We start from the raw sequence: 21976 nt of genomic DNA on the forward strand, positions 1-21976 counted from the left end.
ACATCAGCGCGGCGCTGAGGGGCGTCGGCACCATCGACATCCCCACCCTCCCGGACGGCACCGTCCACCTGCCCGACGGCCGCGTCCTGGACCCCGACGGCAACCTCGTCGCGCCCAACGGGGCCGTCGACACGACGCCGGTCACGCACGAGACCGGAGCGACGGTCCCGCACGGCACCACCGCGCCGACGCTGCCGGCCCACTGGACGGTCCAGGGCGGCCAGCAGCCGGTCTACGCGGGTGCGCACGCGGGCGACGGCGTGACGCACACGGTGGACACCACCGGCGGTGCCGGGCCCTACACCTCACCCGCCGCGCACACCGCCGCCACCGGCGGCCACGTCCCGGGCGGCTCCTTCGACGCGACACCCACAGCGACACCGTACGGCCACACCCCGTCGCCGTCCGCTTACGACTACGGGCCCCCTGCGTCCGCTTACGACTACGGGCCCCCTGCGTCCGGCTACGACTACGGGCCCCCTGCGTCCGGCTACGACTACGGGCCGCCTCCGGCGTCGTACGACCAGGCTCCGCCCGCGACGGCGTACGACCAGACGCCGACCGCGACGCCGCACACCGGCGGTGGTCACCCGGGTGGCACGCCGTGGTACCACCAGAGCGCGGGGGCCAACCCGGTGCACGACCTGCCGGGCACGACGCCGCACACCGGGGGGCCGGACGTGCCGGGCACCGGCGGCCACACCCCGGACGTGCCGCACGGCACGGGTCACGACGTGCCGGGTGCCGGCCACGCCGACGATGCCGTGCACGGCGCCGGCGACGAGGGCGTGGGTCACACGGACGACGCGGCGCACGCCGGCGGCCACGCGGACCTCCCGCAGGGCGTGGCGGACATCGGCGCGCACCACGGCACCGACGCGCCCGTCGCTCCCGGCCACCAGGGCACGGACGTGCCGGGGAGCGGGGCCACGGAGCCGTTCGAGTACAGGCCGACGATGTCGCGGGACGAGTTCGCACACCTCAGCGATGCCGAGAAGCATGCGGTGGCCGCGGCCGAACTGGCACGCGGCACGAACCCCGCGCCGAGCGTCAGCAACGAAGCGGGGCTGGCGTACGGCAACGCGTACTGGAACGACTTCCTGGACGATCTGCCCACCGAGTCGCGGGAGGCGCTGAGGACGTACAGCGGCAACGAGTACGACCTCATCAACAGCCATCTGCGCTTCGGTAACGACTTGGACGACTCGCTCAAGCACACCATCTCCGAGATGGACAAGGTCATGGACACCCGGCCTGTGCCCGAGGACGTCATGATCGTCCGCGGTACCGGGGTCGACCACATCAAGATCAACGGCCACCCGCTGAAATCGCCGCTGGACATGCAGGGCGGTGTCTTCGACGACCAGGCGTACACCTCCACGGCACTCGGCAAGACGCCGCCACCCCCGTTCGACGGCAAGCCCGTGTGGATGCACCTCCGGGTGCCGAAGGGCACACCGGCCCTCTGGATCGACCACCTCTCCAAGTACCCCGGAGAGCGCGAGCTGCTCCTCGCCCGGGGCTCCGAGTACAAGGTCACGCGCGCCTTCATGGACCAGGCGGGAAAGTGGCATGTGTACGGGGAGGTTCTGCCGAGGCCGTAGCCTTCGTCGCAGTTCAGCCCAGAGCAAAGGAATGTGAACACCATGAGCAGCGAACGACCGATCAACGAGCGTTTCAACGAAGACGTGCACTTCAACCTCGTGTCGCCGGGTCCGCCGCGATACCGGACCTACACCGACAAGCCGGTGCGGTACCTCACGGTGGTCGACAAGCAGGACGGCGTGGTGCTCGGTTACGTGTGGGCCAATGACGAGGACGACGCCGCCGCGTGGGAACCGCGCGAGGCCGCTGGACCTCGGGCGTTCTCCGAGGGCAGCATCTGGCATGCCAGGCTGGAGGGCGCCAAGGGGCGGGGCATCCTGCCGTCCCAGGCCCTCGCGGAGCTGTCTGCCGACCCGGAAGGCGTCAGAGGCCGTGTCCTGCCGGACTCCCTCATCGACGCCCCGAACGCGACCGTGGTCGAGGAACTCGCCAAGGGTGACTAGAGAACATCCGGCCGGCCCGGCTCCGGTCCCGGCCGTCGTGGAGGTGTGGGCCCCCAAGGCCTGAGTCGTATGTCCAGCCCCGTCCACTACGTCACCGTCTCCATCCCCGCCGACGAGATCATCGGCTACCTCTGGGCCGACGACACCACCGTCGACCTGATCCACCGGTCGGCGAGCAGCAGCGATGCCTACGAGGCGGGGGCGGAGTGGTACCGCAAGGCCCAGGACGCCCGTGAACGGGGCCTCGCCCCCCTCGGTGTCCTCACCCTGCTCAGCCGGGAACCCGGCGCCGGTCCGGTCACCGGCGCCACCGGCGTCGACGCCGTCAAGGACCTGGCCCGGACCGTCACCCCGGAGGACGACAGGCGTCTGCTCGATCAGCTCGACCGCGACAACGCGGCGGCCTGGCGCGAGCTCGGCGACGCCTACGACGCGCTCACGGACGAGGACCGGACCATCACGTGGGGCGGAGGCCGGACATCGGCCCGCGGCGTGACCCACGTGCCCTTCCCGCGCTACAGCGAGCCGCTGAAGCGCGTCGTCCGCGCCCTGTCCGGCGTCGGCGCCGTCACCCCCGAGCACCGGTGGGCCGACAACCCGCTGCCCGAACCCGCGCCGGACGGGCGGCTGTCCCCGGCGGACGCCGTGCGCGCCGCCACGACGATCGTGCGCGGGGAGCACTTCTCGGACGGCACGATCGCCCAGGCGGTCGGGAACGGCCTCCTCCACGCCGTCGTCACCGCCCTCCGCGCCTGGTACGCCGAACAGCGCGCCACCGCCCCCGGCGTGTGCAGGTTCTGCGGAGGTTCGCCCGCCGCCCACGTCGCCTTCCACGCCCACCGGGGGCTCGTGGTCTTCTTCGGTTCCCGGCGGACGGACGGGCCGATGTGCCTGACCTGCGGGCTGGCCGTGTACCGGGCCTACACCACCCACACCCTGTGCATGGGCTGGTGGAGCCCCCTCTCGCTGTTCGTGTTCGCGCCGTTGACGCTGGTCCGCAACCTCCTCGCGGTCCGCACGGTGAAGCGGCTCCCGGCGCCGGGGCCGGGGACGCTGGGGCCGCGCTACGACCCCGGGGTGCCCGTGCACCGCAGGCCGCGCGCCTACGTCGCCCTCGTCCCCGCGCTGTGGGTGCTGTTCATGGTCGTGACAGGACTGACGGGACTGACGGGAGGGGCGTGAAGCGCCGCGAGAGGCCGCCGCACCCGGGCTGTACGCCTGGCGCGTCCATGTCCTATGTTGCGGAAGCGAAGTCAGGGGGATCCGCATGCCGCAGGACATGAGTCTCGCCGAGGTGGAGGCCGTCGCCCGCGCCGCGCACGCCGGGCAGACGGACAAGGCCGGGCGGCCGTACGCCGAGCACCTGTCGGCCGTCGCCGAGGGGGTGCGTGCCCGGGGCGGGGGAGAGGAACTCGTCGCCGCCGCCTGGTTGCACGACGCCGTCGAGGACGGGGTGCTGACCGAGGAGTGGCTGGCGCGGGCCGCGCTGCCGCAGCGCACCAAGGACGTCGTACGGGCCGTCACCAAGCGGGCGGGGGAGGAGCCGGAGGCGTACGCGCGCCGGATCCTGGACACCCCGGGGGCCCGGCTGGTCAAGGCCGCCGACCTCGCGCACAACGCCGACCCGCGCCGCCTCGCCGAACTCGACGAGGCCACGGCCCAGCGGCTGACCCGTAAGTACGCCACCGTGCGCGGCCTCCTCGGCCTCACCCCTGACGACTGACGCCGTCCTCTGACGACTGATCACCCACGACGACCGACGACCACGACGACCGACCACCCACCACCCACGACGACCCCTACGGCACAGGACGACGACTGAATGGCACGGGACTACGACAGCCAACTGCTGGAGTCGGTGGCGGTGCGCCGACGCCGGATGCGCGACGCGCTGCTCTTCGGCGCGCAGCGCGCGCGGCGTACCGCCGACGAGCGGCTCGGCAAGATCTTCGCGGGCATCGCGATCGCCGCCGTCCTGTGCGCCGGCTGCATCGGCTGGTCCTTCGTCCAGTCCACCCTCGCCAAGCAGCGGGCTGAGGAGGAGCAGCAGCGCCAGCAGCAGGAGCAGCTGTACAACCCGTCGCCGAGCACGTCCGCCGGCGAGGGTGGGGAGGAGCAGTGAGCACGGTGTGCATGACTGACGTGAGCACGTCGCCCGGCGCCGATGGCCCGAACGGCACGATGATAGGTTCCGGTGAGTGGTGAGCACATCAACGACGTCCCGCACCCAACTGAGCCGGGTCACCCTGGTCGGTGAGCGACGACGCGCCGACATCGTCCTGCCCTCGGACACGCCGATCGGCCAACTGCTCCCCGACATCCTGCAGTTGCTGGACGACCGGGCCGCCACCCGGCCGACCACCCGGCAACTCATCAGCACCGACGGCTCGGTGCTGCCGCACGAGGCCACGCTGTCGTCGGCCGGGGTGCCCGACGGCGCCGTACTGCGCCTGGTGCGCACCCATGCCGCGCCGCCCGCGCCGGTGGTGCACGACGTCACCGACCAGGTCGCCGACGACCTCGACCTGCGCGCCTGGCGCTGGCGTCCGGCCGTGCGCCGGATCAGCGCCGGTGTCGCCACCTTCGCCTTCGCCGTCGCCGCGGCCGTGCTGGCCCGGCGGGAGTTCGCGCTGGAGTCCGTCGCGACCGCGCTGCTGGCCGCGACCGTGGTCTTCCTGATCGCCGGTGCGGTGGTGGCGAAGACCGGCGGCGGCAACCTGGGACTCGCCACCGCCCTGCTGCTCGCCTCCGGCGGGCTCGGCGTGCTCGCCGCGTGGACCACGGCCGACGCCCACGACTGGTCCGGCACCGCCCGGCTGGCCGGCGTCATGGCCGCCCTCGTGCTCACCCTGGTGCTGCTCGCCTTCTTCTCGCCCCTCGGCCGCGGCGGACTCATCGGCGCCGGGTCGGTCGCCGTCGTCACCCTCGTGTGGGAGGCCGTCGCCGCCCTCCAGGACCGGCCGGAGCGGCTCGGCGCCGTGATGGCCGTGTTCTCCGTGGTGCTGCTCGGGCTGCTGCCCCGGTTCGCGCTGATGGCCTCGGGCCTCACCGGCCTCGACGACCGCCGCTCCTCCGGCACCTCGGTCAGCCGGCACGAGGTCGGCAACGCGCTCGCCGCCACCCACCGCGGCCTCGCCCTCGCCACCGTGGTCACCGCCGCCTCGGCCGCCGCCGGCGGCTGGCTGCTGACCACGGGGGAGGAACCGGCCGTGTGGTCGGTGGTCCTGGCCTCCCTCACCGCGGTCGTCCTGCTCTCCCGGGCGCGGGCCTTCCCGCTGGTCGCCGAGGTGGTGGCGCTGTTCGGGGCGGCGGCCCTGCTCGTCGTGCGGCTCGCGGTGCTGTGGCTGGACCACGCCGGCGGCGTCGGTGCGCTCGTGCTGCTCGCCACCGCGGCGCTGCTGCCGCTGCTGGTCCTCGCGATCGAGCCGCCGGAGCACGTCCGGGTGCGGCTGCGGCGGCTGGCCGATCTGATCGAGTCCCTCGGGGTGATCGGGCTCTTCCCGCTCGCCGTCGGGGTGTTCGGCATCTACGGGCAACTGCTCAACAAGTTCTGAGGCTTCGAATACCAGACGCCGACGCGCGTCGCTCCGGGCGGGACGACGAGGCAGGAGCGTGGGGGAGAGAAAGGGCGACATGCCGAGCGGGGACAACTGGCAGGGCGACGTGCTGCGCGACCTGAGGGCCGGCGCGGCCGGGCAGCGGGCCGCACGGCAGCCCGGGGAAGAGTCCGGCGCGCAGCCGGACCGGACGCAGCCGCACCAGGAACAGCAGCAGCCGCAGCGGACGGCGGGACAGCCGGGACCGCAGCAGGTTCCGCCGCACGGCCCGGACCCGGCGTACGGCTACCCCCAGGTTCAGCAGCCGGGCCCCGGCCCCGCCTACGGCTACCCGCCGCAGCAGCAGGCCCCTCACGGCTACCCGCACCAGGGGTACACCGACCAGAGCGGCCAGTACGCGGCCCCGCAGCAGTACGGCGAGCAGGCCCCGCAGCGGTACGGCGAACAGGCCCAGCAGCAGTACGGCGAGCAGACCCAGCAGCGGTACGGCGAACAGGCCCAGCAGCAGTACGGCGAGCAGACCCCACAGCAGTACGCCGAACAGGCCCAGGCCCACGCAGCCCAGCCCCAGCCCGCGCCGTACGCCGACCAGGGCCACGCCCAGCCCCGGCCGCACCAGGCCGCGCCCGCCCCGCAGCCCGCGCCCGCCCGCCGCGCCCCCGCCTCCCGCACCACCCCCGACACCCGCCCGGCCGTCGACAAGCGGATCGCCGACGCCGGGCTCAAGCCCCGTCGCGGTGAGCCGTTCGCCGCCCGTGCCCTGCGCGCCGTACGCCGCACCGTCTCCTCCTCCGCCGCGCGCGAGGTCGCCGAGACGACCGCCACCGCCGAGGTGCTCCAGCAGGCCGTCACCACCGGCCGGCAGATCGCGGTGACGTCCATCCGGGGCGGCTCCGGCAAGACGACGGTCGCCGCCCTGCTCGGCACCGCCTACGCGCACTACCGGCAGGACCCGGTCCTGGTCGTGGAGGCGGACCCGGCGCTCGGCTCGCTGCCGCTGCGGCTCGGCGCGGAGAACCTGCGCTGGACCACCGGCGACCTCGCCGACGTGGTCGAGCCGCAGATGTCGCTGCTCGACGTCACCGGGTACCTGGTCCAACTGCCCGACAACGCCTGGCTGCTGCCCGGCAGCCAGGGCCAGGTCGGCGCCATGCTCGACACCCGCGCCTACGAACGCGTCATGGTGTCGCTGCGCCGCTACTTCGGGGTGACCGTCGTGGACTGCGAGACGCTGCCCGCCGAGGTCGCCCGTACCGCGCTGTCCGCCGCCCAGGCCCGGGTGCTGACCGTGCCCGCCACGCTGGAGGGCGTCGCCAGCACGCACGCGGTGCTCCAGTGGATGCGCGGACTGCCTCGGTCCATCACCACCTCGACGGTCGTCGTGCTCACCGAGACGGTGCCGCACACCGGCGTCGACCTGGACAAGGCCGCCGAGCCGCTGAAGGCGACCGGGGCCACCGTGCGCGTCCTGCCGTACGACCGGCATCTCGCGGCCGGCGGCACCATCCGCACCGACCTGCTCGCGCGGGCCACCCGGCAGGCCGCCGCAGGCCTGGCCGCGGAGGTCTTCCAGCTCTCCCAGCAGCGCCGTTGAGCTCCCCGGAAGGGAACCCCCAGAGGCAAGGACGATGAGCACCCGACTGATCCACCGCCCGGCCCGGACCACCCGGCCCCCGGCCGCCCCCGCGCCGCGCACCATCGAGGCCCCGCCCAACCTGCCCGACGGCAAGGCGGGTTCGGTCGCGACCTCGCTGCTGCCCGTCGCCGGTGTGATGTCGTCCGTCGTGATGATGACGGTCGTGCGCAACAGCCAGTTCGCGGCGCTGGGCGCGATCATCCTCGTCGTCACCGTCGTCGGCTCGCTGATCCTGCTCTTCTCCCAGCGCGGCAAGGCCCAGCGCACCCGCCGCACCCAGCGCGAGGCCTACCTCGCCTACCTGGAGGACCTGCGCGAGGAGCTGTCCACGGAGGAACGCGAGCGCCGGGAACGGGCCCAGGTGCTCAACCCGCCGCCGGACGCGTTGTACGACATCGTGCGTGACCCCGCCCGGCTGTGGGAACGGCGGCGCGTGGACGGCGACTTCCTGCGGGTGCGCGTCGGCACCGGCGAGATGCCGGTCCGCGACCTGAAGGTCGGCGACCAGGGCTCCTCCGTGCTCACCCCGCCCGACCAGTTCATGCTGAACGAGGCCTCCGCGCTGGTCGCCCGCTTCGGCACCGGCACCGAACTGCCGCTCACCGTCCCGCTGGACCGGGTCGGCAACATCAGCGTCATCGGCCGCCGCGAGGACACCCTCCGGGTCGCCCGCGCCCTGCTGGTGCAGGCCGCCGCCACCCACGCCCCCGACGACGTGGCGATGGCGCTGGCCGCGCCCGGCGACCGGATCGCCGACTGGGAGTGGGCCAAGTGGCTGCCCCACCTGCTCGACGGCGAGCAGTTCGACGGTCCCGTCGCGGCCCGCCGGATCGCCCCCTCCGTGCCCCAGCTGGCCCGGCAGATCGGCCCCGAGCTGCGCCGCCGCGCCTCCTACGCGGCCGAGGTGCGGCGCGGCCTGTCCGGCCGGGACGCCCTGGCCATGTCCTCCCGGCTGATCGTCGTCGCCGACGCGCACGGCGACGACGCGGTGGACCTGCCGCGCCCGGACGACGCCGTCGGCCTGCGCGACATGGGCGTCAGCGTGCTCCACCTGCTCGACGAGCGGGTGCAGGAACCGGGCCATGTCGGCGTGCGCATCACCGTCGACGGCGAACGCGTCGTCATCGAGGACCTGCGCGAGAGCGAGCCGATCGGCGCCCACGGCACCGTCGACGAGGTCGGCACCGCCTTCGCCGAGGGCCTCGCCCGGATGCTGGCCCCGCTCAGGCTCTCCGCCGACTCCATGGGCGCCGACGCCCCGCTGACCGGCCCGGTCGACTTCGCCGAACTGCTCGGCATCGACGACGTGGCCCGCCTGGACCTGGGCCGGCTGTGGGCGCCGCGCGGCGAGCGGGCGTTCCTGCGCGTGCCGATCGGCATCAGCGACTCCCGCGAGCCCGTGCTGCTCGACCTGAAGGAGTCCTCCGAGCTGGGCATGGGCCCGCACGGCCTGTGCGTGGGCGCCACCGGCTCCGGCAAGTCCGAGCTGCTGCGCACCCTCGTGCTCGCCCTGGTCGCCACCCACCCGCCGGAGGACCTCGCCCTGGTCCTCGTCGACTACAAGGGCGGCGCCACCTTCGCGCCCTTCGCCGGCCTGCCGCACGTGGCCGGCGTGATCACCAACCTGGAGAACCAGGCGGGCCTGGTCGAACGCGTCCACTCCTCGCTGGCCGGCGAGGTCAAGCGCCGCCAGCAGGTGCTCAAGGACGCCGGCAACGTCGCCGACATCGGCCACTACGCCGCGCTGCGCGCCGAGAAGCGCCCCGACCTGGAGCCGCTGCCGCACCTGTTCGTGGTGATCGACGAGTTCGGCGAACTGCTCACCGCCAAACCCGACTTCATCGACCTGTTCCTGTCCATCGGCCGGATCGGCCGGTCCATCGGCGTGCACCTGCTGCTGTCCAGCCAGCGCATCGAGGGCGGCAAGCTCAAGGGCCTGGACACCTACCTGTCGTACCGGCTGGGCCTGCGCACCTTCTCCGCCGACGAGTCGCGCACCGTGCTGGACACCACGGACGCCTTCCACCTGCCGCCGCTGCCCGGCTTCGGCTACCTCAAGGTCGACACCAGCCACTACGAGCGGTTCAAGGCGAGCTACGTCTCCGGCGCCTACAGCGGCCCCGTGCAGCGCGAGGCCGAGGACACCGGCCCGCTCGCGCTGCCCTACGCGGCCTACAACGCGCTCGGTGAGGAGTCCGCCGCGGCGCCCGAGGAGCAGCCGCAGATGCGGCGCCGCGAGACCGGCCCCACCGAGATGGGTGTGATGATCGAGCAGCTGGAGGGCGCGGGCGTCCGGCCCGTGCGGCAGATCTGGCTGCCCCCGCTGCCCGCCGCCACCGCCCTCGACAAGGTCGCCGGCCCCGTGCAGGTCGGCCCGCGCGGCATGCAGCTGGCCCGGCGCGGCGGCCCGCTGCGGGTGCCGCTCGGCGTCCTGGACGACCCCACCAAGCAGTGGCAGGGCGAGTGGTACCTGGACCTCACGCTGGCCGGCGGCCACGCCGCCGTGATCGGCGGCCCCCAGTCCGGCAAGACCACCCTGCTGCGCACCCTCGCCCTCTCCCTGGCGCTGACGCACACCCCGCAGGAGGTCGGCGTCTACGGCCTGGACCTGGTCGGCGGCGGCCTCCAGGCGCTGTCCGGGCTGCCGCACGTCGGCGGCGTCGCCGGCCGCGCCGACCGGGAACGCGCCGCGCGCACCATCGACTCGGTGCGGGCCATGCTCGACCAGCGCGAGGAACTCTTCCGCGTCCACTCCGTCGACTCGCTGGAGCAACTGCGCACCCTGCGCGCCGCGGGCCGCGTCACCGAGCTGGCCTCCACCGAGATCGTGCTGCTCATCGACGGCTTCGGCGCGCTCCGCGACGACTTCGAGGAACTGGACGACGCGGTCGCCGACATCCTCAAGCGCGGCAGCGGCTACGGCATCCACGTCGTCGCGGGCATGCTCCGCTGGAACGACGTGCGCATCGCCACCCAGTCCCAGTTCGGCACCCGCGTCGAGCTGCGCCTGAACGACCCGGGCGAGTCCAGCATCGACCGCAAGCTCGCCCAGACCCTCTCCCCGGAGGAGAAGGGCCGCGTCCTCACCGACGGCAAGCTGTTCGCGCAGGTCGCGCTGCCCCGCGCCGACGGCCTCGCCGACACCGCCGACCTCGGCGCGGTCCTGGAGCGCACCGCCCGCACGGTCCGCGCCACCTGGACCGGCGACGTGGCCCAGCCGGTGCGGGTGCTGCCGCACGTCCTGGAGCCGCGGCAGCTGCCCACCCCGGCCGCCGAACCGCGCCGGGTCCCCGTCGGCCTGGACCAGACCCAGCTCGCCCCGGTCCTGCTCGACCTGTTCCACCACGACCAGCACCTGCTGGTCATGGGCGACAGCGAGTGCGGCAAGACCAACCTGCTGAAGGTGATCGTCCAGGGCCTGATCGAGCGCTACGGCGACGACGAGCTCGTCTTCGGCGTCTTCGACCCGCGCCGCGGCCTGCGCGGCGCCGTCCCCGAGGAGTACCGGGGCGGTTACGCCTACAACGCCAAGCTGTGCGCCGGCCTCGCCGCCGGGATCGCCGCCGAACTGGAGAAGCGGCTGCCCGACGAGGGCGCCGACGGCGAGGACCTGGAACCGGGCAGCTTCTCCGGCCCGCGGATCGTGATCCTGGTCGACGACTACGACGTCCTGACCACCGCCGGCCAGCAGCCGCTCGCGCCGTTCGTGCCGTACATCCCCTCCGCCGTCGACATCGGCCTGCACTTCGTGCTGACCCGGCGCGTCGCGGGCGCCTCGCGCGGCCTGTACGAGCCGCTGCTGCAGAGCCTGCGCGAGTCCGGCGCGACGGCCCTGGTGATGGCCGGCGACCGCAGTGAGGGCCAGCTCTTCCCCGGCGTCTACGCCGGCCAGCAGCCGCCGGGCCGCGGCACCCTGCTGCGCCGGGGCGAGCCCACCCGCCTCATCCAGACCGTCTACGCGGGGACCAGGTGAACCCATGACCAAGGACGTCATCGCCCTCACGAAGAAGATGCCCGACCCGCTGAGCGTGCTCGCGGGCCTGTTCTCCGGCGGCCCCGGCAAGCTGGTCGGCGCCGAGGGCGGCGGAGCCGTGGTGCGGCTGTGCGACGAGCAGGGCCGCCCCCTGGTCTCCGTTGAGGCGCCCCTGCTCGTGCAGGTCCGGGGCGAGGCCGAGCGGCTGCTGGGGGCGTGCGAGCCGGAGGCGCCGTACTGGTGGACCGAGGCCCGCGCCACGACCGGCGTCAAGGAGGCCGAGGAACTCGCCGGGACGTTCGCCGCCCGGCTGGCCACGCTCGTCGGCGGCACCGCCTGGCCGCCGGAGGCCGCGCGGTCGATGGCCGTGGTCACGACGGACGGCGTCAGCGCCGTGCCGGTCCCGGCCGCCGCCCAGCCCGCCGTCGACGTGCTCACCGACAAGGTCGCCGTCGTCATCCAGGACCGCCCCGTGGTGGCGATGACCGCCTGGCTCGCGGACGCCTTCCGCGCCGCCGCCGAGGCCGGACGCGGCCTGCAGATCGTCACGCCCGCCGGCACCCGGATGTCCCCGGCCGTCCGCAACGCCCTGCCGGGCTGGCCCTCGCGCTGGGTGGTGCAGGACGAGCGGGACGGTTACTACGACGGCCTGTCCGGGGCGGTGCTGCGCTGGGACGACGGCCTCTTCGTGACCGTCGGGTCCGCCGAGGCGCCCCCCGAGGACCCGCGTACGCCGGTCGCCCGCACCTTCGGCGAGGAGATCGCCGACACCGGCGAACGGCAGCTCGCGGTCTCCTTCCGCACCGTCCACCCGGCCGACGACCGCCTGGTGCTCGGCGGCGCCGTGGAGGCCGTGTGGCGGGAGATCACCGGGGAGCCGCCGGCCGGCTGGGGCACCGAGGAGCCCGCCAACCTGCCCTGGTCGCTGCGCCAGCTGACCGACGTGGCCCACGAGCGGACGCCCGAGCCGACCTGGCTGGTGGTCGTCGGCACCCCCGAGCGGCCCGGTCTCGCGACCGTGCGCGTCACCCGCACCGAGGCCGGTGTGGAGGAGGACGTCACCATGGCGTTCGGCTACGGCCCCGGCGAGGAGGTGCCGGCCGACGCCGTGCCCGCCGCGGCGGAGGCCCTCGCCACCCGGCACGACCTCCAGTCCATGCTGGTCCAGATCCGCCGGGCCCGCCGCGACCTGTCCGTACCGGCCCGCTTCGAGGGCCCCGGCGTGCCGTACGCCTTCGTCCTGGGCGCCGAGGAGGTCCGGACGATGCCCGGCGACCGGGCCCGGCGCACCCCGCTGCCGGAGCCCCCGCGCGAACTCGGCCCGCGCACCCGCCCGGCCCTGTACTACCCGCTCCCCGGCGACCCGTCCGACCTGTCGGGCTGGCAGGACTTCGAGCGCCTCATGAGGCACCTCAAGGGCACCTGACCCGCAAGAGGCGGGGAACTGCGCCGCGGAGTCGATGTGTGGACATGGGAAAGATTCCGTCACCTTCCGGTGACGGCCGACCGGCGACCGCCCTGCGGGGCGCACGCGACAGGCGTGCGGGGCACGGCCGAACACGCCGGGGTGCGGCGCGGGTGTGGTCGGCGTTACGTCAGGCGCCGCATAGGGAGGGCCTGTTGGTGGCACGATGGTTCTGGCGGGGGTGCGCGGTCTGGTATCCCCCGGCCGGGAGAGCGGACCGACCGAGGGTGTGATCAGTTGTGGCCATTTCACTGTCAGTGGTGCTGCTGTTGGCGATCATCCTGGTGGTGATGATGCGAGGGGGCTCGATCAAGGCGGGTCCCGCCGTCGTGGCGATCCTCTTCGGCTTCTTCCTCGCCTCGACCGGCATGGCCCCGTCGATCAACCGCTTCCTCGACTCGATAGCGGAGACGATCAACTCGATCAGCTTCTGACGACCACCGGGCGGCCCAGGAACGCCGCGGGGCCCGGCGGGAGGACGAACCCCCCCGCCGGGCCCCGGGTCGGAAGAGCGGGCGACGGGAATCGAACCCGCGTAGCTAGTTTGGAAGACTAGGGCTCTACCATTGAGCTACGCCCGCACAGCGCGCGCCGCAGGTCGGTCGCCCGCGGCACTGGAGGCATCGTAGCGGGTCGGGCCCCCTCACCGCACACCCCTTCCGCCCGGGGCGGCCGCGGCGGCCCCGGCGCCGCGGCTCCCGCGGGAAATGCGGCGGCCCCGCTGCCTGCGGGCATGTAGCCTACGTCTCGCACCAGACGGGGTGTGGCGCAGCTTGGTAGCGCGTCCGCTTTGGGAGCGGAAGGCCGTGGGTTCAAATCCCGCCACCCCGACCAGTCACCCGATCACCCGGCGTGATCGCCTTTTGGGCCGTGTAGCCGCTGCCGTTACTATGCAAGCTGCACGCCCGTGTGTCTCATCACTGCAGTCCTCCGGGCGGCCAATCCGCCGGACCCGTCGGGTTCCGGCAGAACCTCAGAAGTCAGCCACAAGGAGACCGAACCGTGAAGAGCGCCGTGGAGAACCTGAACCCGACCCGGGTTCGGCTCACTGTCGAGGTGCCCTTCGAGGAGCTCAAGGACAGCCTCGACGCGGCGTACAAGAAGATCAACCAGCAGGTCACGGTGAAGGGCTTCCGCAAGGGCAAGATCCCCGCCCGGGTCATCGACCAGCGCTTCGGCCGGGGTGCCGTGCTGGAGGAGGCCGTCAACGACGCGCTTCCGAAGTTCTACACGGAGGCGGTCAACGAGGCCGAGCTCAACGTCCTGGGCCAGCCCGAGGTGGACATCACCGAGCTGAAGGACAACGAGCTGCTGGCCTTCACCGCCGAGGTCGACGTCCGCCCGGCCATCGAGATCCCGGACTACTCCGGCATCGAGGTGGAGGTCGACGCCGTCGAGGTCACCGACGAGGATGTCGAGAAGTCCGTCGAGCAGCTGCGTGAGCGCTTCGCGTCGACCTCCCCGGTCGAGCGTGCCGCCGAGGACGGCGACGTCGTCACGATCGACCTGGAGGCCAAGGTCGACGGCGAGGTCCTGGAGGACGGCGTCGCGAACGGCGTCTCCTACACCATCGGCTCCGGCGAGCTGCTGGACGGCATCGACGACGCCGTCAAGGGCCTGTCGGCCGACGAGGAGGTCACCTTCGCCTCCGAGCTCAAGGGCGGCTCCGCGGCCGGCCGCGAGGCCGAGGTCACCGTCAAGGTCACCCAGGTCGCCTCGCGCGAACTGCCCGAGCCGGACGACGAGTTCGCGCAGCTCGCCTCCGAGTTCGACACGCTGGACGAGCTGAAGGCCGACAGCCGCAAGCGGCTGGCGAACATGAAGCAGTTCGACCAGGCCACGCAGGCCCAGGAGCGCGTCCTGGAGAAGCTGCTGGAGCTCGTCGAGGTGCCCGTCCCCGAGAAGCTCCTCGAGGACGAGATCAACACCCGCAAGCACAACCTGGAGCACCACCAGCTCGGCCAGATGGGTCTGACCCTCGACAAGTACCTGGAGATCCAGGGCAAGACCGCCGAGGAGTTCGAGACCGAGACCCGCGAGGCCGCGGTCAAGGGCATCAAGACCCAGTTCGTCCTGGACGAGCTGGTCAAGCAGGAGAAGCTCAACGTCAACCAGGACGAGCTCACCGAGCACCTGATGCGGCGCGCGGCCTCCTCCGGCATGTCGCCCGACCAGTTCGCCCAGGCCGTCGTGGAGCAGGGCCAGGTCCCGCTCCTGGTCGGCGAGGTCGCCCGCGGCAAGGCCCTCGCGGTCGTCGTGGAGGCCGCCACGGTGAAGGACACCAACGGCGAGATCGTCGACCTGGACGACGAGGACGAGACCGGTGAGGCCGGCCAGGCCGGTGAGGCCGCGGCCGAGCAGTCCGCCGAGGTCACCGAGGGTGACAAGCAGGACGACGAGGCGTAAGCAGCCGCAGGAAGGGCCCCGGGACGATCACCGTCCGGGGCCCTTTTGCCTTACCCCCGGACCCGGCCCCCCATGAGGCCGCTACGCCCCCGGCGAACACCCCCGCCTCCGGGATTCGCCAAAGGGAGCAGCGCGTTAGGGTCCATGAATACGACACGTGAGACGGCCCCGCGCCGTCGCAAGACGAGCAGGTGGATACGTGACGAATCTGATGCCCTCCGCCGCCGGCGAGCCTTCCATCGGTGGCGGCCTCGGCGACCAGGTCTACAACCGGCTGCTCAACGAGCGGATCATCTTCCTCGGCCAGCCGGTCGACGACGACATCGCGAACAAGATCACCGCGCAGCTGTTGCTCCTTGCCGCCGACCCGGACAAGGACATCTACCTGTACATCAACAGCCCCGGCGGTTCGATCACGGCTGGCATGGCGATCTACGACACCATGCAGTTCATCAAGAACGACGTGGTGACGATCGCCATGGGCCTCGCGGCCTCGATGGGTCAGTTCCTGCTCAGCGCGGGCACGCCCGGCAAGCGCTTCGCGCTGCCGAACGCCGAGATCCTGATCCACCAGCCCTCCGCCGGCCTGGCCGGCTCGGCCTCGGACATCAAGATCCACGCCGAGCGGCTGCTGCACACCAAGAAGCGCATGGCCGAGCTGACCTCCCAGCACACGGGCCAGACGGTCGAGCAGATCACCCGCGACTCGGACCGCGACCGCTGGTTCGACGCCTTCGAGGCCAAGGAGTACGGCCTCATCGACGACGTCATCCCCACGGCTGCCGGCATGCCGGGCGGCGGCGGCACCGGGGCGGCCTCCTAGGGGTTGTACGGCCCCCTCCGGGTCCCGTATGCCGCCGAGAGCCCCCAGCCACCGCCCCAGCCCCTTTCAGGAGACACCGTGAACGACTTCCCCGGCAGCGGCCCCTACGCCCGTGCGCGCGCCGAGTACACCGGCCCGCAGGCCGAGTCCCGCTATGTGATCCCGCGCTTCGTCGAGCGCACCTCCCAGGGCATCCGCGAGTACGACCCGTACGCGAAGCTCTTCGAGGAGCGCGTGATCTTCCTCGGCGTCCAGATCGACGACGCCTCCGCCAACGACGTCATGGCGCAGCTGCTGTGCCTGGAGTCGATGGACCCCGACCGGGACATCTCGGTCTACATCAACAGCCCCGGCGGTTCGTTCACCGCGCTGACGGCGATCTACGACACGATGCAGTTCGTGAAGCCGGACATCCAGACGGTCTGCATGGGCCAGGCGGCCTCCGCCGCCGCCGTGCTGCTGGCCGCCGGCACGCCCGGCAAGCGCATGGCGCTGCCGAACGCGCGTGTCCTGATCCACCAGCCGTACAGCGAGACCGGCCGCGGCCAGGTCTCCGACCTGGAGATCGCCGCCAACGAGATCCTGCGGATGCGCTCGCAGCTGGAGGAGATGCTGGCCAAGCACTCCACCCAGTCGATCGAGAAGATCCGCGAGGACATCGAGCGCGACAAGATCCTCACCGCCGAGGACGCGCTGGAGTACGGCCTGATCGACCAGATCATCTCGACCCGCAAGATGAACAACGCATCGGTCCGCTGACGCGGATCCGGTAATGTACGCCGCTCCTTGGCACGGTGTGACACTGTGCGTGGCAAGGTGCACGTCAAAGTGAACCGTGCCAAGGGGGGCCCGAACGGGGGGCCCGGCAAGGTACCGTCGGACATAAGGCAGCACCAGGAGCCGCTGGACCAGTCCAGTCGTCTCCCAGGCGAAGGGGAAGCACACCGTGGCACGCATCGGTGACGGCGGCGATCTGCTCAAGTGCTCGTTCTGCGGCAAGAGCCAGAAGCAGGTCAAGAAGCTCATCGCAGGCCCCGGTGTGTACATCTGCGACGAGTGCATCGATCTCTGCAACGAGATCATCGAGGAAGAGCTGGCGGAGACCAGCGAGGTGCGCTGGGAGGAACTGCCCAAGCCGCGCGAGATCTACGAGTTCCTCGAGGGCTACGTGGTCGGCCAGGAGGCGGCGAAGAAGGCCCTGTCCGTCGCGGTGTACAACCACTACAAGCGGGTCCAGGCCGGCGAGAACGGCGGCGCCCAGGGCCGCGACGACGCGATCGAGTTGGCGAAGTCCAACATCCTGCTGCTGGGCCCCACGGGCTCCGGCAAGACCCTGCTGGCGCAGACCCTGGCCCGGATGCTGAACGTCCCGTTCGCCATCGCCGACGCGACGGCGCTCACGGAGGCGGGCTACGTCGGCGAGGACGTCGAGAACATCCTGCTGAAGCTGATCCAGGCGGCGGACTACGACGTCAAGAAGGCCGAGACCGGGATCATCTACATCGACGAGATCGACAAGGTCGCGCGCAAGAGTGAGAACCCGTCCATCACACGGGACGTGAGCGGCGAGGGCGTGCAGCAGGCCCTGCTGAAGATCCTGGAGGGCACGACGGCCTCGGTGCCGCCGCAGGGCGGCCGCAAGCACCCGCACCAGGAGTTCATCCAGATCGACACGACGAACGTGCTGTTCATCGTGGGCGGCGCCTTCGCCGGGCTGGAGAAGATCATCGAGTCCCGGGCGGGCGCGAAGGGCATCGGCTTCGGCGCGACGATCCGCTCCAAGCGGGAGCTGGAGGCCAAGGACCAGTTCCAGGACGTCATGCCCGAGGACCTGGTCAAGTTCGGCATGATCCCGGAGTTCATCGGCCGCCTGCCGGTCATCACCTCCGTGCACAACCTGGACCGCGAGGCCCTGCTCCAGATCCTGGTCGAGCCGCGCAACGCCCTGGTGAAGCAGTACCAGCGCCTGTTCGAACTCGACGGCGTGGAGCTGGACTTCGAGCGTGAGGCCCTGGAAGCCATCGCCGACCAGGCCATCCTCCGCCAGACCGGCGCCCGCGGACTGCGCGCCATCATGGAGGAGGTGCTGATGTCCGTGATGTACGAGGTCCCGTCCCGCAAGGACGTCGCCCGGGTCGTCATCACCGCCGACGTCGTCCACTCCAACGTCAACCCGACGCTGATCCCGCGGGACGCGCGGGGGCGGGGGACGGGCGAGCAGAAGTCCGCCTAGCTCGGCGCACCCGAAGGGGCCCCGGTCGACCGACCGGGGCCCCTTCGGTGCCGACGCGGCGTCAGGCCTTGACGCGCACCTCGGGGCGGAGCTTCGTGGTGATGTCGACCGCGACGTCCTTCGTCACGCCCTTGGTGGTGTCACCGGGGGAGACCATGACGAGGGTGCTGTAGTCGGCCCAGGCGCAGAACCAGTCCGTCTTCTCCTTCTTCGTCGTCGGGTCCGTCGCCTTGGCGGCCTGGCACTTCATGACGGCGCCGTCGATGTCGGCCGCCTCGGGCTCCCCGACCAGTTCGGTGTCGACGCCGCTGCCGGAGTCCTCCTGGGCGGTCTTCTCGAAGTTGGCGAAGAAGGTGTCGAGGGCGGCCTCGGGGTCCTCGATGTCTCCGTAGGCGCCGGCGAAGGTGAGGCCCTTGGCCGCGGCGAGCTCGCTCGGGTCGGGCGCGGTGCTCGGGTCGGCGGGGTCGTAACCGGTCAGGTCCGCCGTGGAGTACACGCCGATGAGGGTCTTGCCGTTCTTGACGCCGCTCTGCTCCAGCTCCGCCACGGACTCGTCGCCCGCGCTCGCACCGTCGTCGGAGAAACGCTGGTACTCGGTGAGCACGGTCGTGGGCGTGGTCAGCTTGTGGGCGCCGTCGTCCTCCAGGCCGCCCGCGCCGCCGCCCCCGGCGAGCACGAAGTACGCGCCCACCGCGATCGCCGCCACGACCGCCACCGCGCCGATGACGAGCCCGGTCTTCTTGCGGCCGCCGCCCGGCGCCGGCGGCATCGGGGCGCCGCCGTAGGGGGCCTGGCCGTAGGGGGCCTGACCGTAGGGCGGCTGCTGGCCGTAGGGAGGCTGGCCGCCGTACGGCGGGGTCTGCGGCGGCACGCCCTGCGGGGGCTGCTGGGGGTAGCCGTACCCCGGCTGCGGCGGGGTGGGCTGCTGGGGGTAGCCGTAGCCGGGCTGGGGTGCCTGCGGCTGCTGGCCGTACGGCCCCGGCTGGCCGTACGGACCGGGCTGCTGGGGCTGCCCGCCGTACGGGCCCGGCTGGTTGTAGCTCATTCCTGGGTTCCCCTCCAGATGCTTATGTGTTCCTGACATCCTGGCCCAGCCACGGGCCACGCACCGCATCGGGGTTGCCACCGTTACAAAGGAATCGGGTTTCGGGACCACGCGGTGACACCCCTAAACTGACCCCGTGACCGACAACGCTCAGCAGCAGCCACCAGCGCCCAGCACCGAACTGCCGACCCAGTACACGCCGGCCGAGGTAGAGGGGACGCTGTACGAGCGCTGGGTGGAGCGGGGTTACTTCGAGGCGGACGCGAAGAGCGACAAGCCGCCGTTCACGGTCGTCATCCCGCCGCCGAACGTCACCGGCAGCCTGCACCTCGGGCACGCGTTCGAGCACACGCTGATCGACGCGCTGACCCGCCGCAAGCGGATGCAGGGCTTCGAGACGCTGTGGCAGCCGGGCATGGACCACGCCGGCATCGCCACGCAGAACGTCGTCGAGCGGGAGCTGGCCAAGGAGGGCAAGTCCCGCCACGACCTCGGCCGCGAGGCGTTCGTCGAGCGCGTCTGGCAGTGGAAGGCCGAGTCCGGTGGCCAGATCTCCGGCCAGATGCGCCGCCTCGGCGACGGCGTCGCCTGGTCGCGTGAGCGCTTCACCATGGACGAGGGCCTGTCCCAGGCCGTCCAGACCATCTTCAAGCGGCTCTACGACGACGAGCTGATCTACCGCGCCGAGCGCATCATCAACTGGTGCCCGCGCTGCCTGACGGCCATCTCGGACATCGAGGTGGAGTACCAGGACGACGACGGCGAGCTCGTCTCCATGAAGTACGGCGAGGGGGACGACACCATCGTCGTCGCCACCACCCGCGCCGAGACCATGCTCGGCGACACCGCCGTCGCCGTGCACCCCGAGGACGAGCGGTACCGGCACCTGGTCGGCAAGCTCATCAGGCTGCCGCTGACCGACCGCTCCATCCCGGTCGTCGCCGACGAGCACGTCGACCCCGAGTTCGGCACCGGCGCCGTCAAGGTGACCCCGGCGCACGACCCGAACGACTTCGAGATCGGCCAGCGGCACGACCTGCCGGCCATCACGGTCATGGACGAGCACGCGGTCATCACCGCGCACGGCCCCTTCCAGGGCCTGGACCGGCTGGAGGCCCGCTCGGCGATCGTCGCCGCGCTGCGCGCCGAGGGCCGGATCGTCGCCGAGAAGCGGCCGTACGTCCACTCCGTGGGCCACTGCTCGCGCTGCAAGACCACCATCGAGCCGCGCCTGTCCATGCAGTGGTGGGTCAAGGTCGGCCCGCTCGCCAAGGCCGCCGGCGACGCGGTCCGCGAGGGCAAGGTCGCCATCCACCCGCAGGAGATGGAGAAGCGGTACTTCGACTGGGTCGACAACCTGCACGACTGGTGCATCTCGCGGCAGTTGTGGTGGGGCCACCGCATCCCGGTCTGGTACGGCCCGAACGGCGAGGTCGTCTGCGTCGGCCCCGACGAGGAGCCGCCCGCCGGCGAGGGCTGGCACCAGGACTCCGACGTCCTGGACACCTGGTTCTCCTCCGGCCTGTGGCCGTTCTCCACGCTGGGCTGGCCGGAGCGGACCGAGTCGCTCGCGAAGTTCTACCCGAACTCCGTCCTGGTCACCGGCTACGACATCCTCTTCTTCTGGGTCGCCCGGATGATGATGTTCGGCCTCTACGCGATGGACGGCACCCCGCCGTTCCACACCATCGCGCTGCACGGCATGGTCCGTGACCAGAACGGCAAGAAGATGTCGAAGTCCTTCGGGAACGTCGTCAACCCGCTGGACTGGATGGACAAGTACGGCTCCGACGCCCTGCGCTTCACCCTGGCGCGCGGCGCCAACCCGGGCGTGGACGTGCCCATCGGCGAGGACTGGGTCCAGGGCTCGCGCAACTTCGCCAACAAGATCTGGAACGCCACCCGCTTCGCGCTGATGAACGGCGCGACGGTCGAGGGCCCGCTGCCGGACGCGTCCAGGCTGTCGTCCACCGACCGGTGGATCCTGTCCCGGCTGAACTCGGTGGTCGCCGAGGTCGACGCGCACTACGAGGACTACCAGTTCGCGAAGCTCTCCGACGCGCTGTTCCACTTCGCCTGGGACGAGGTCTTCGACTGGTACGTCGAGCTGTCCAAGACCACCTTCCAGGCGGGCGGCGAGGCCGCCGAGGTCTCGCAGCGCGTCCTCGGCGAGGTGCTGGACGTCACCCTGCGCCTGCTGCACCCGGTGGTCCCCTTCGTCACGGAGACCCTGTGGACCACGCTGACCGGCGGCGAGTCGCTCGTGGTCGCCGAGTGGCCGGCCGCTGTGCGCGTTCCCGGTGCCGACGCACCGGGCGGCTTCCGCGACGCGGACGCCGAGCGGGAGATCGAGACCCTCCGGTCCGTGATCACCGAGGTCCGCCGCTTCCGCGCCGACCAGGGCCTCCAGCCCGGCCAGCGGGTCCCGGCCCGGCTGGGCCTGGACGGCACGGCGCTGGCCTCGCACGAGGCGGCCATCCGCCAGCTGCTGCGGCTCCAGCCGGAGGGCGAGGGCTTCTCGGCGACGGCGACCCTGCCGGTGGCGGGCGCCGAGGTCGCCCTGGACCTCTCCGGCGTGATCGACGTGGCCGCCGAGCGCAAGCGGCTCGCCAAGGACCTCGCCGTCGCCGAGAAGGAGAAGGCGCAGGCCACCGCCAAGCTCGGCAACGAGGCGTTCCTGTCCAAGGCCCCGGAGCCGGTGAAGGAGAAGATCCGCACCCGCCTCGCCAAGGCGGAGGAGGACATCGCCCGGATCGCGGCACAGCTGGAGAGGCTGCCGCAGGCGTGAAG

Annotated in this window: 16 protein-coding genes and 2 tRNA genes; 16 read left to right on the forward strand and 2 right to left on the reverse strand. The window is 72.1% G+C overall.

Annotation, left to right across the window (positions count from 1 at the left end; all coding sequences use genetic code 11):
* The 10 genes from ACFF45_RS24395 to ACFF45_RS24440 all read left to right on the forward strand — a co-directional run.
* Positions 1-1604, forward strand: a 1604-nt coding sequence (locus ACFF45_RS24395) for an ADP-ribosyltransferase (protein WP_381348592.1), incomplete at its 5' end; no start/stop codon positions are given.
* A gap of 42 nt (positions 1605-1646) precedes the next feature.
* Complete coding sequence (locus tag ACFF45_RS24400; protein WP_381348593.1) at positions 1647-2048, forward strand: hypothetical protein; 402 nt, start codon at positions 1647-1649, stop codon at positions 2046-2048.
* A gap of 69 nt (positions 2049-2117) precedes the next feature.
* Positions 2118-3230 carry a DUF6508 domain-containing protein gene (locus ACFF45_RS24405; protein ID WP_381348594.1) on the forward strand — a complete coding sequence of 371 codons (1113 nt, stop codon included), beginning with the start codon at positions 2118-2120 and terminating at the stop codon, positions 3228-3230.
* Between the two features lie 85 nt (positions 3231-3315).
* Positions 3316-3771 (forward strand): HD domain-containing protein, encoded by a 456-nt coding sequence (locus tag ACFF45_RS24410; protein WP_381348595.1) that lies wholly within the window; start codon positions 3316-3318, stop codon positions 3769-3771.
* Between the two features lie 99 nt (positions 3772-3870).
* Positions 3871-4170, forward strand: coding sequence for a hypothetical protein (locus ACFF45_RS24415; RefSeq protein WP_381348596.1), 300 nt, complete (start codon positions 3871-3873; stop codon positions 4168-4170).
* Positions 4171-4246: 76 nt separating this feature from the next.
* Complete coding sequence (gene eccD / locus ACFF45_RS24420; protein ID WP_381348597.1) at positions 4247-5602, forward strand: type VII secretion integral membrane protein EccD; 1356 nt, start codon at positions 4247-4249, stop codon at positions 5600-5602.
* Positions 5603-5660: 58 nt separating this feature from the next.
* Complete coding sequence (locus ACFF45_RS24425; protein ID WP_381348598.1) at positions 5661-7199, forward strand: MinD/ParA family ATP-binding protein; 1539 nt, start codon at positions 5661-5663, stop codon at positions 7197-7199.
* Between the two features lie 34 nt (positions 7200-7233).
* Complete coding sequence (eccCa, locus tag ACFF45_RS24430) at positions 7234-11214, forward strand: type VII secretion protein EccCa (RefSeq protein ID WP_381348599.1); 3981 nt, start codon at positions 7234-7236, stop codon at positions 11212-11214.
* A 4-nt stretch (positions 11215-11218) separates the two neighbouring features.
* Complete coding sequence (locus ACFF45_RS24435; RefSeq protein WP_381348600.1) at positions 11219-12640, forward strand: DUF6177 family protein; 1422 nt, start codon at positions 11219-11221, stop codon at positions 12638-12640.
* Between the two features lie 278 nt (positions 12641-12918).
* Positions 12919-13113, forward strand: a complete 195-nt coding sequence (locus ACFF45_RS24440) for a hypothetical protein (protein ID WP_189698436.1) — start codon at positions 12919-12921, stop codon at positions 13111-13113.
* A gap of 76 nt (positions 13114-13189) precedes the next feature.
* On the opposite strand, the gene ACFF45_RS24445 is transcribed toward ACFF45_RS24440, so the two are convergent.
* A tRNA-Gly gene (locus ACFF45_RS24445) sits at positions 13190-13260 on the reverse strand.
* Positions 13261-13436: 176 nt separating this feature from the next.
* Here ACFF45_RS24445 and ACFF45_RS24450 point away from each other — a divergent pair.
* The 5 genes from ACFF45_RS24450 to clpX all read left to right on the forward strand — a co-directional run bounded on the left by ACFF45_RS24450 (position 13437) and on the right by clpX (position 18141).
* Positions 13437-13513: transfer RNA gene (locus ACFF45_RS24450), tRNA-Pro, on the forward strand.
* Positions 13514-13681: 168 nt separating this feature from the next.
* A complete protein-coding gene (gene tig, locus ACFF45_RS24455; RefSeq protein ID WP_381348601.1) occupies positions 13682-15085 on the forward strand; it encodes a trigger factor in 1404 nt (467 codons plus the stop codon).
* 211 nt (positions 15086-15296) lie between these two features.
* Complete coding sequence (locus ACFF45_RS24460; protein WP_381348630.1) at positions 15297-15908, forward strand: ATP-dependent Clp protease proteolytic subunit; 612 nt, start codon at positions 15297-15299, stop codon at positions 15906-15908.
* A gap of 78 nt (positions 15909-15986) precedes the next feature.
* Positions 15987-16667 (forward strand): ATP-dependent Clp protease proteolytic subunit, encoded by a 681-nt coding sequence (locus ACFF45_RS24465; RefSeq protein WP_381348602.1) that lies wholly within the window; start codon positions 15987-15989, stop codon positions 16665-16667.
* A gap of 187 nt (positions 16668-16854) precedes the next feature.
* Positions 16855-18141 (forward strand): ATP-dependent Clp protease ATP-binding subunit ClpX, encoded by a 1287-nt coding sequence (clpX, locus tag ACFF45_RS24470; protein ID WP_196462744.1) that lies wholly within the window; start codon positions 16855-16857, stop codon positions 18139-18141.
* A gap of 61 nt (positions 18142-18202) precedes the next feature.
* Here the strand turns inward: clpX and ACFF45_RS24475 are convergent, their stop codons facing one another.
* Complete coding sequence (locus ACFF45_RS24475; RefSeq protein WP_381348603.1) at positions 18203-19186, reverse strand: hypothetical protein; 984 nt, start codon at positions 19184-19186, stop codon at positions 18203-18205.
* Between the two features lie 136 nt (positions 19187-19322).
* Between ACFF45_RS24475 and ACFF45_RS24480 the strand changes: the two genes are divergently transcribed.
* Entirely contained in the window at positions 19323-21974 is a 2652-nt protein-coding gene (locus tag ACFF45_RS24480; protein WP_381348604.1) for a valine--tRNA ligase, read from the forward strand.
* Positions 21975-21976: the final 2 nt, after the last annotated feature.

The organism is Streptomyces cinereospinus (assembly GCF_042430725.1).
Classification (GTDB): Bacteria; Actinomycetota; Actinomycetes; order Streptomycetales; family Streptomycetaceae; genus Streptomyces; species Streptomyces cinereospinus.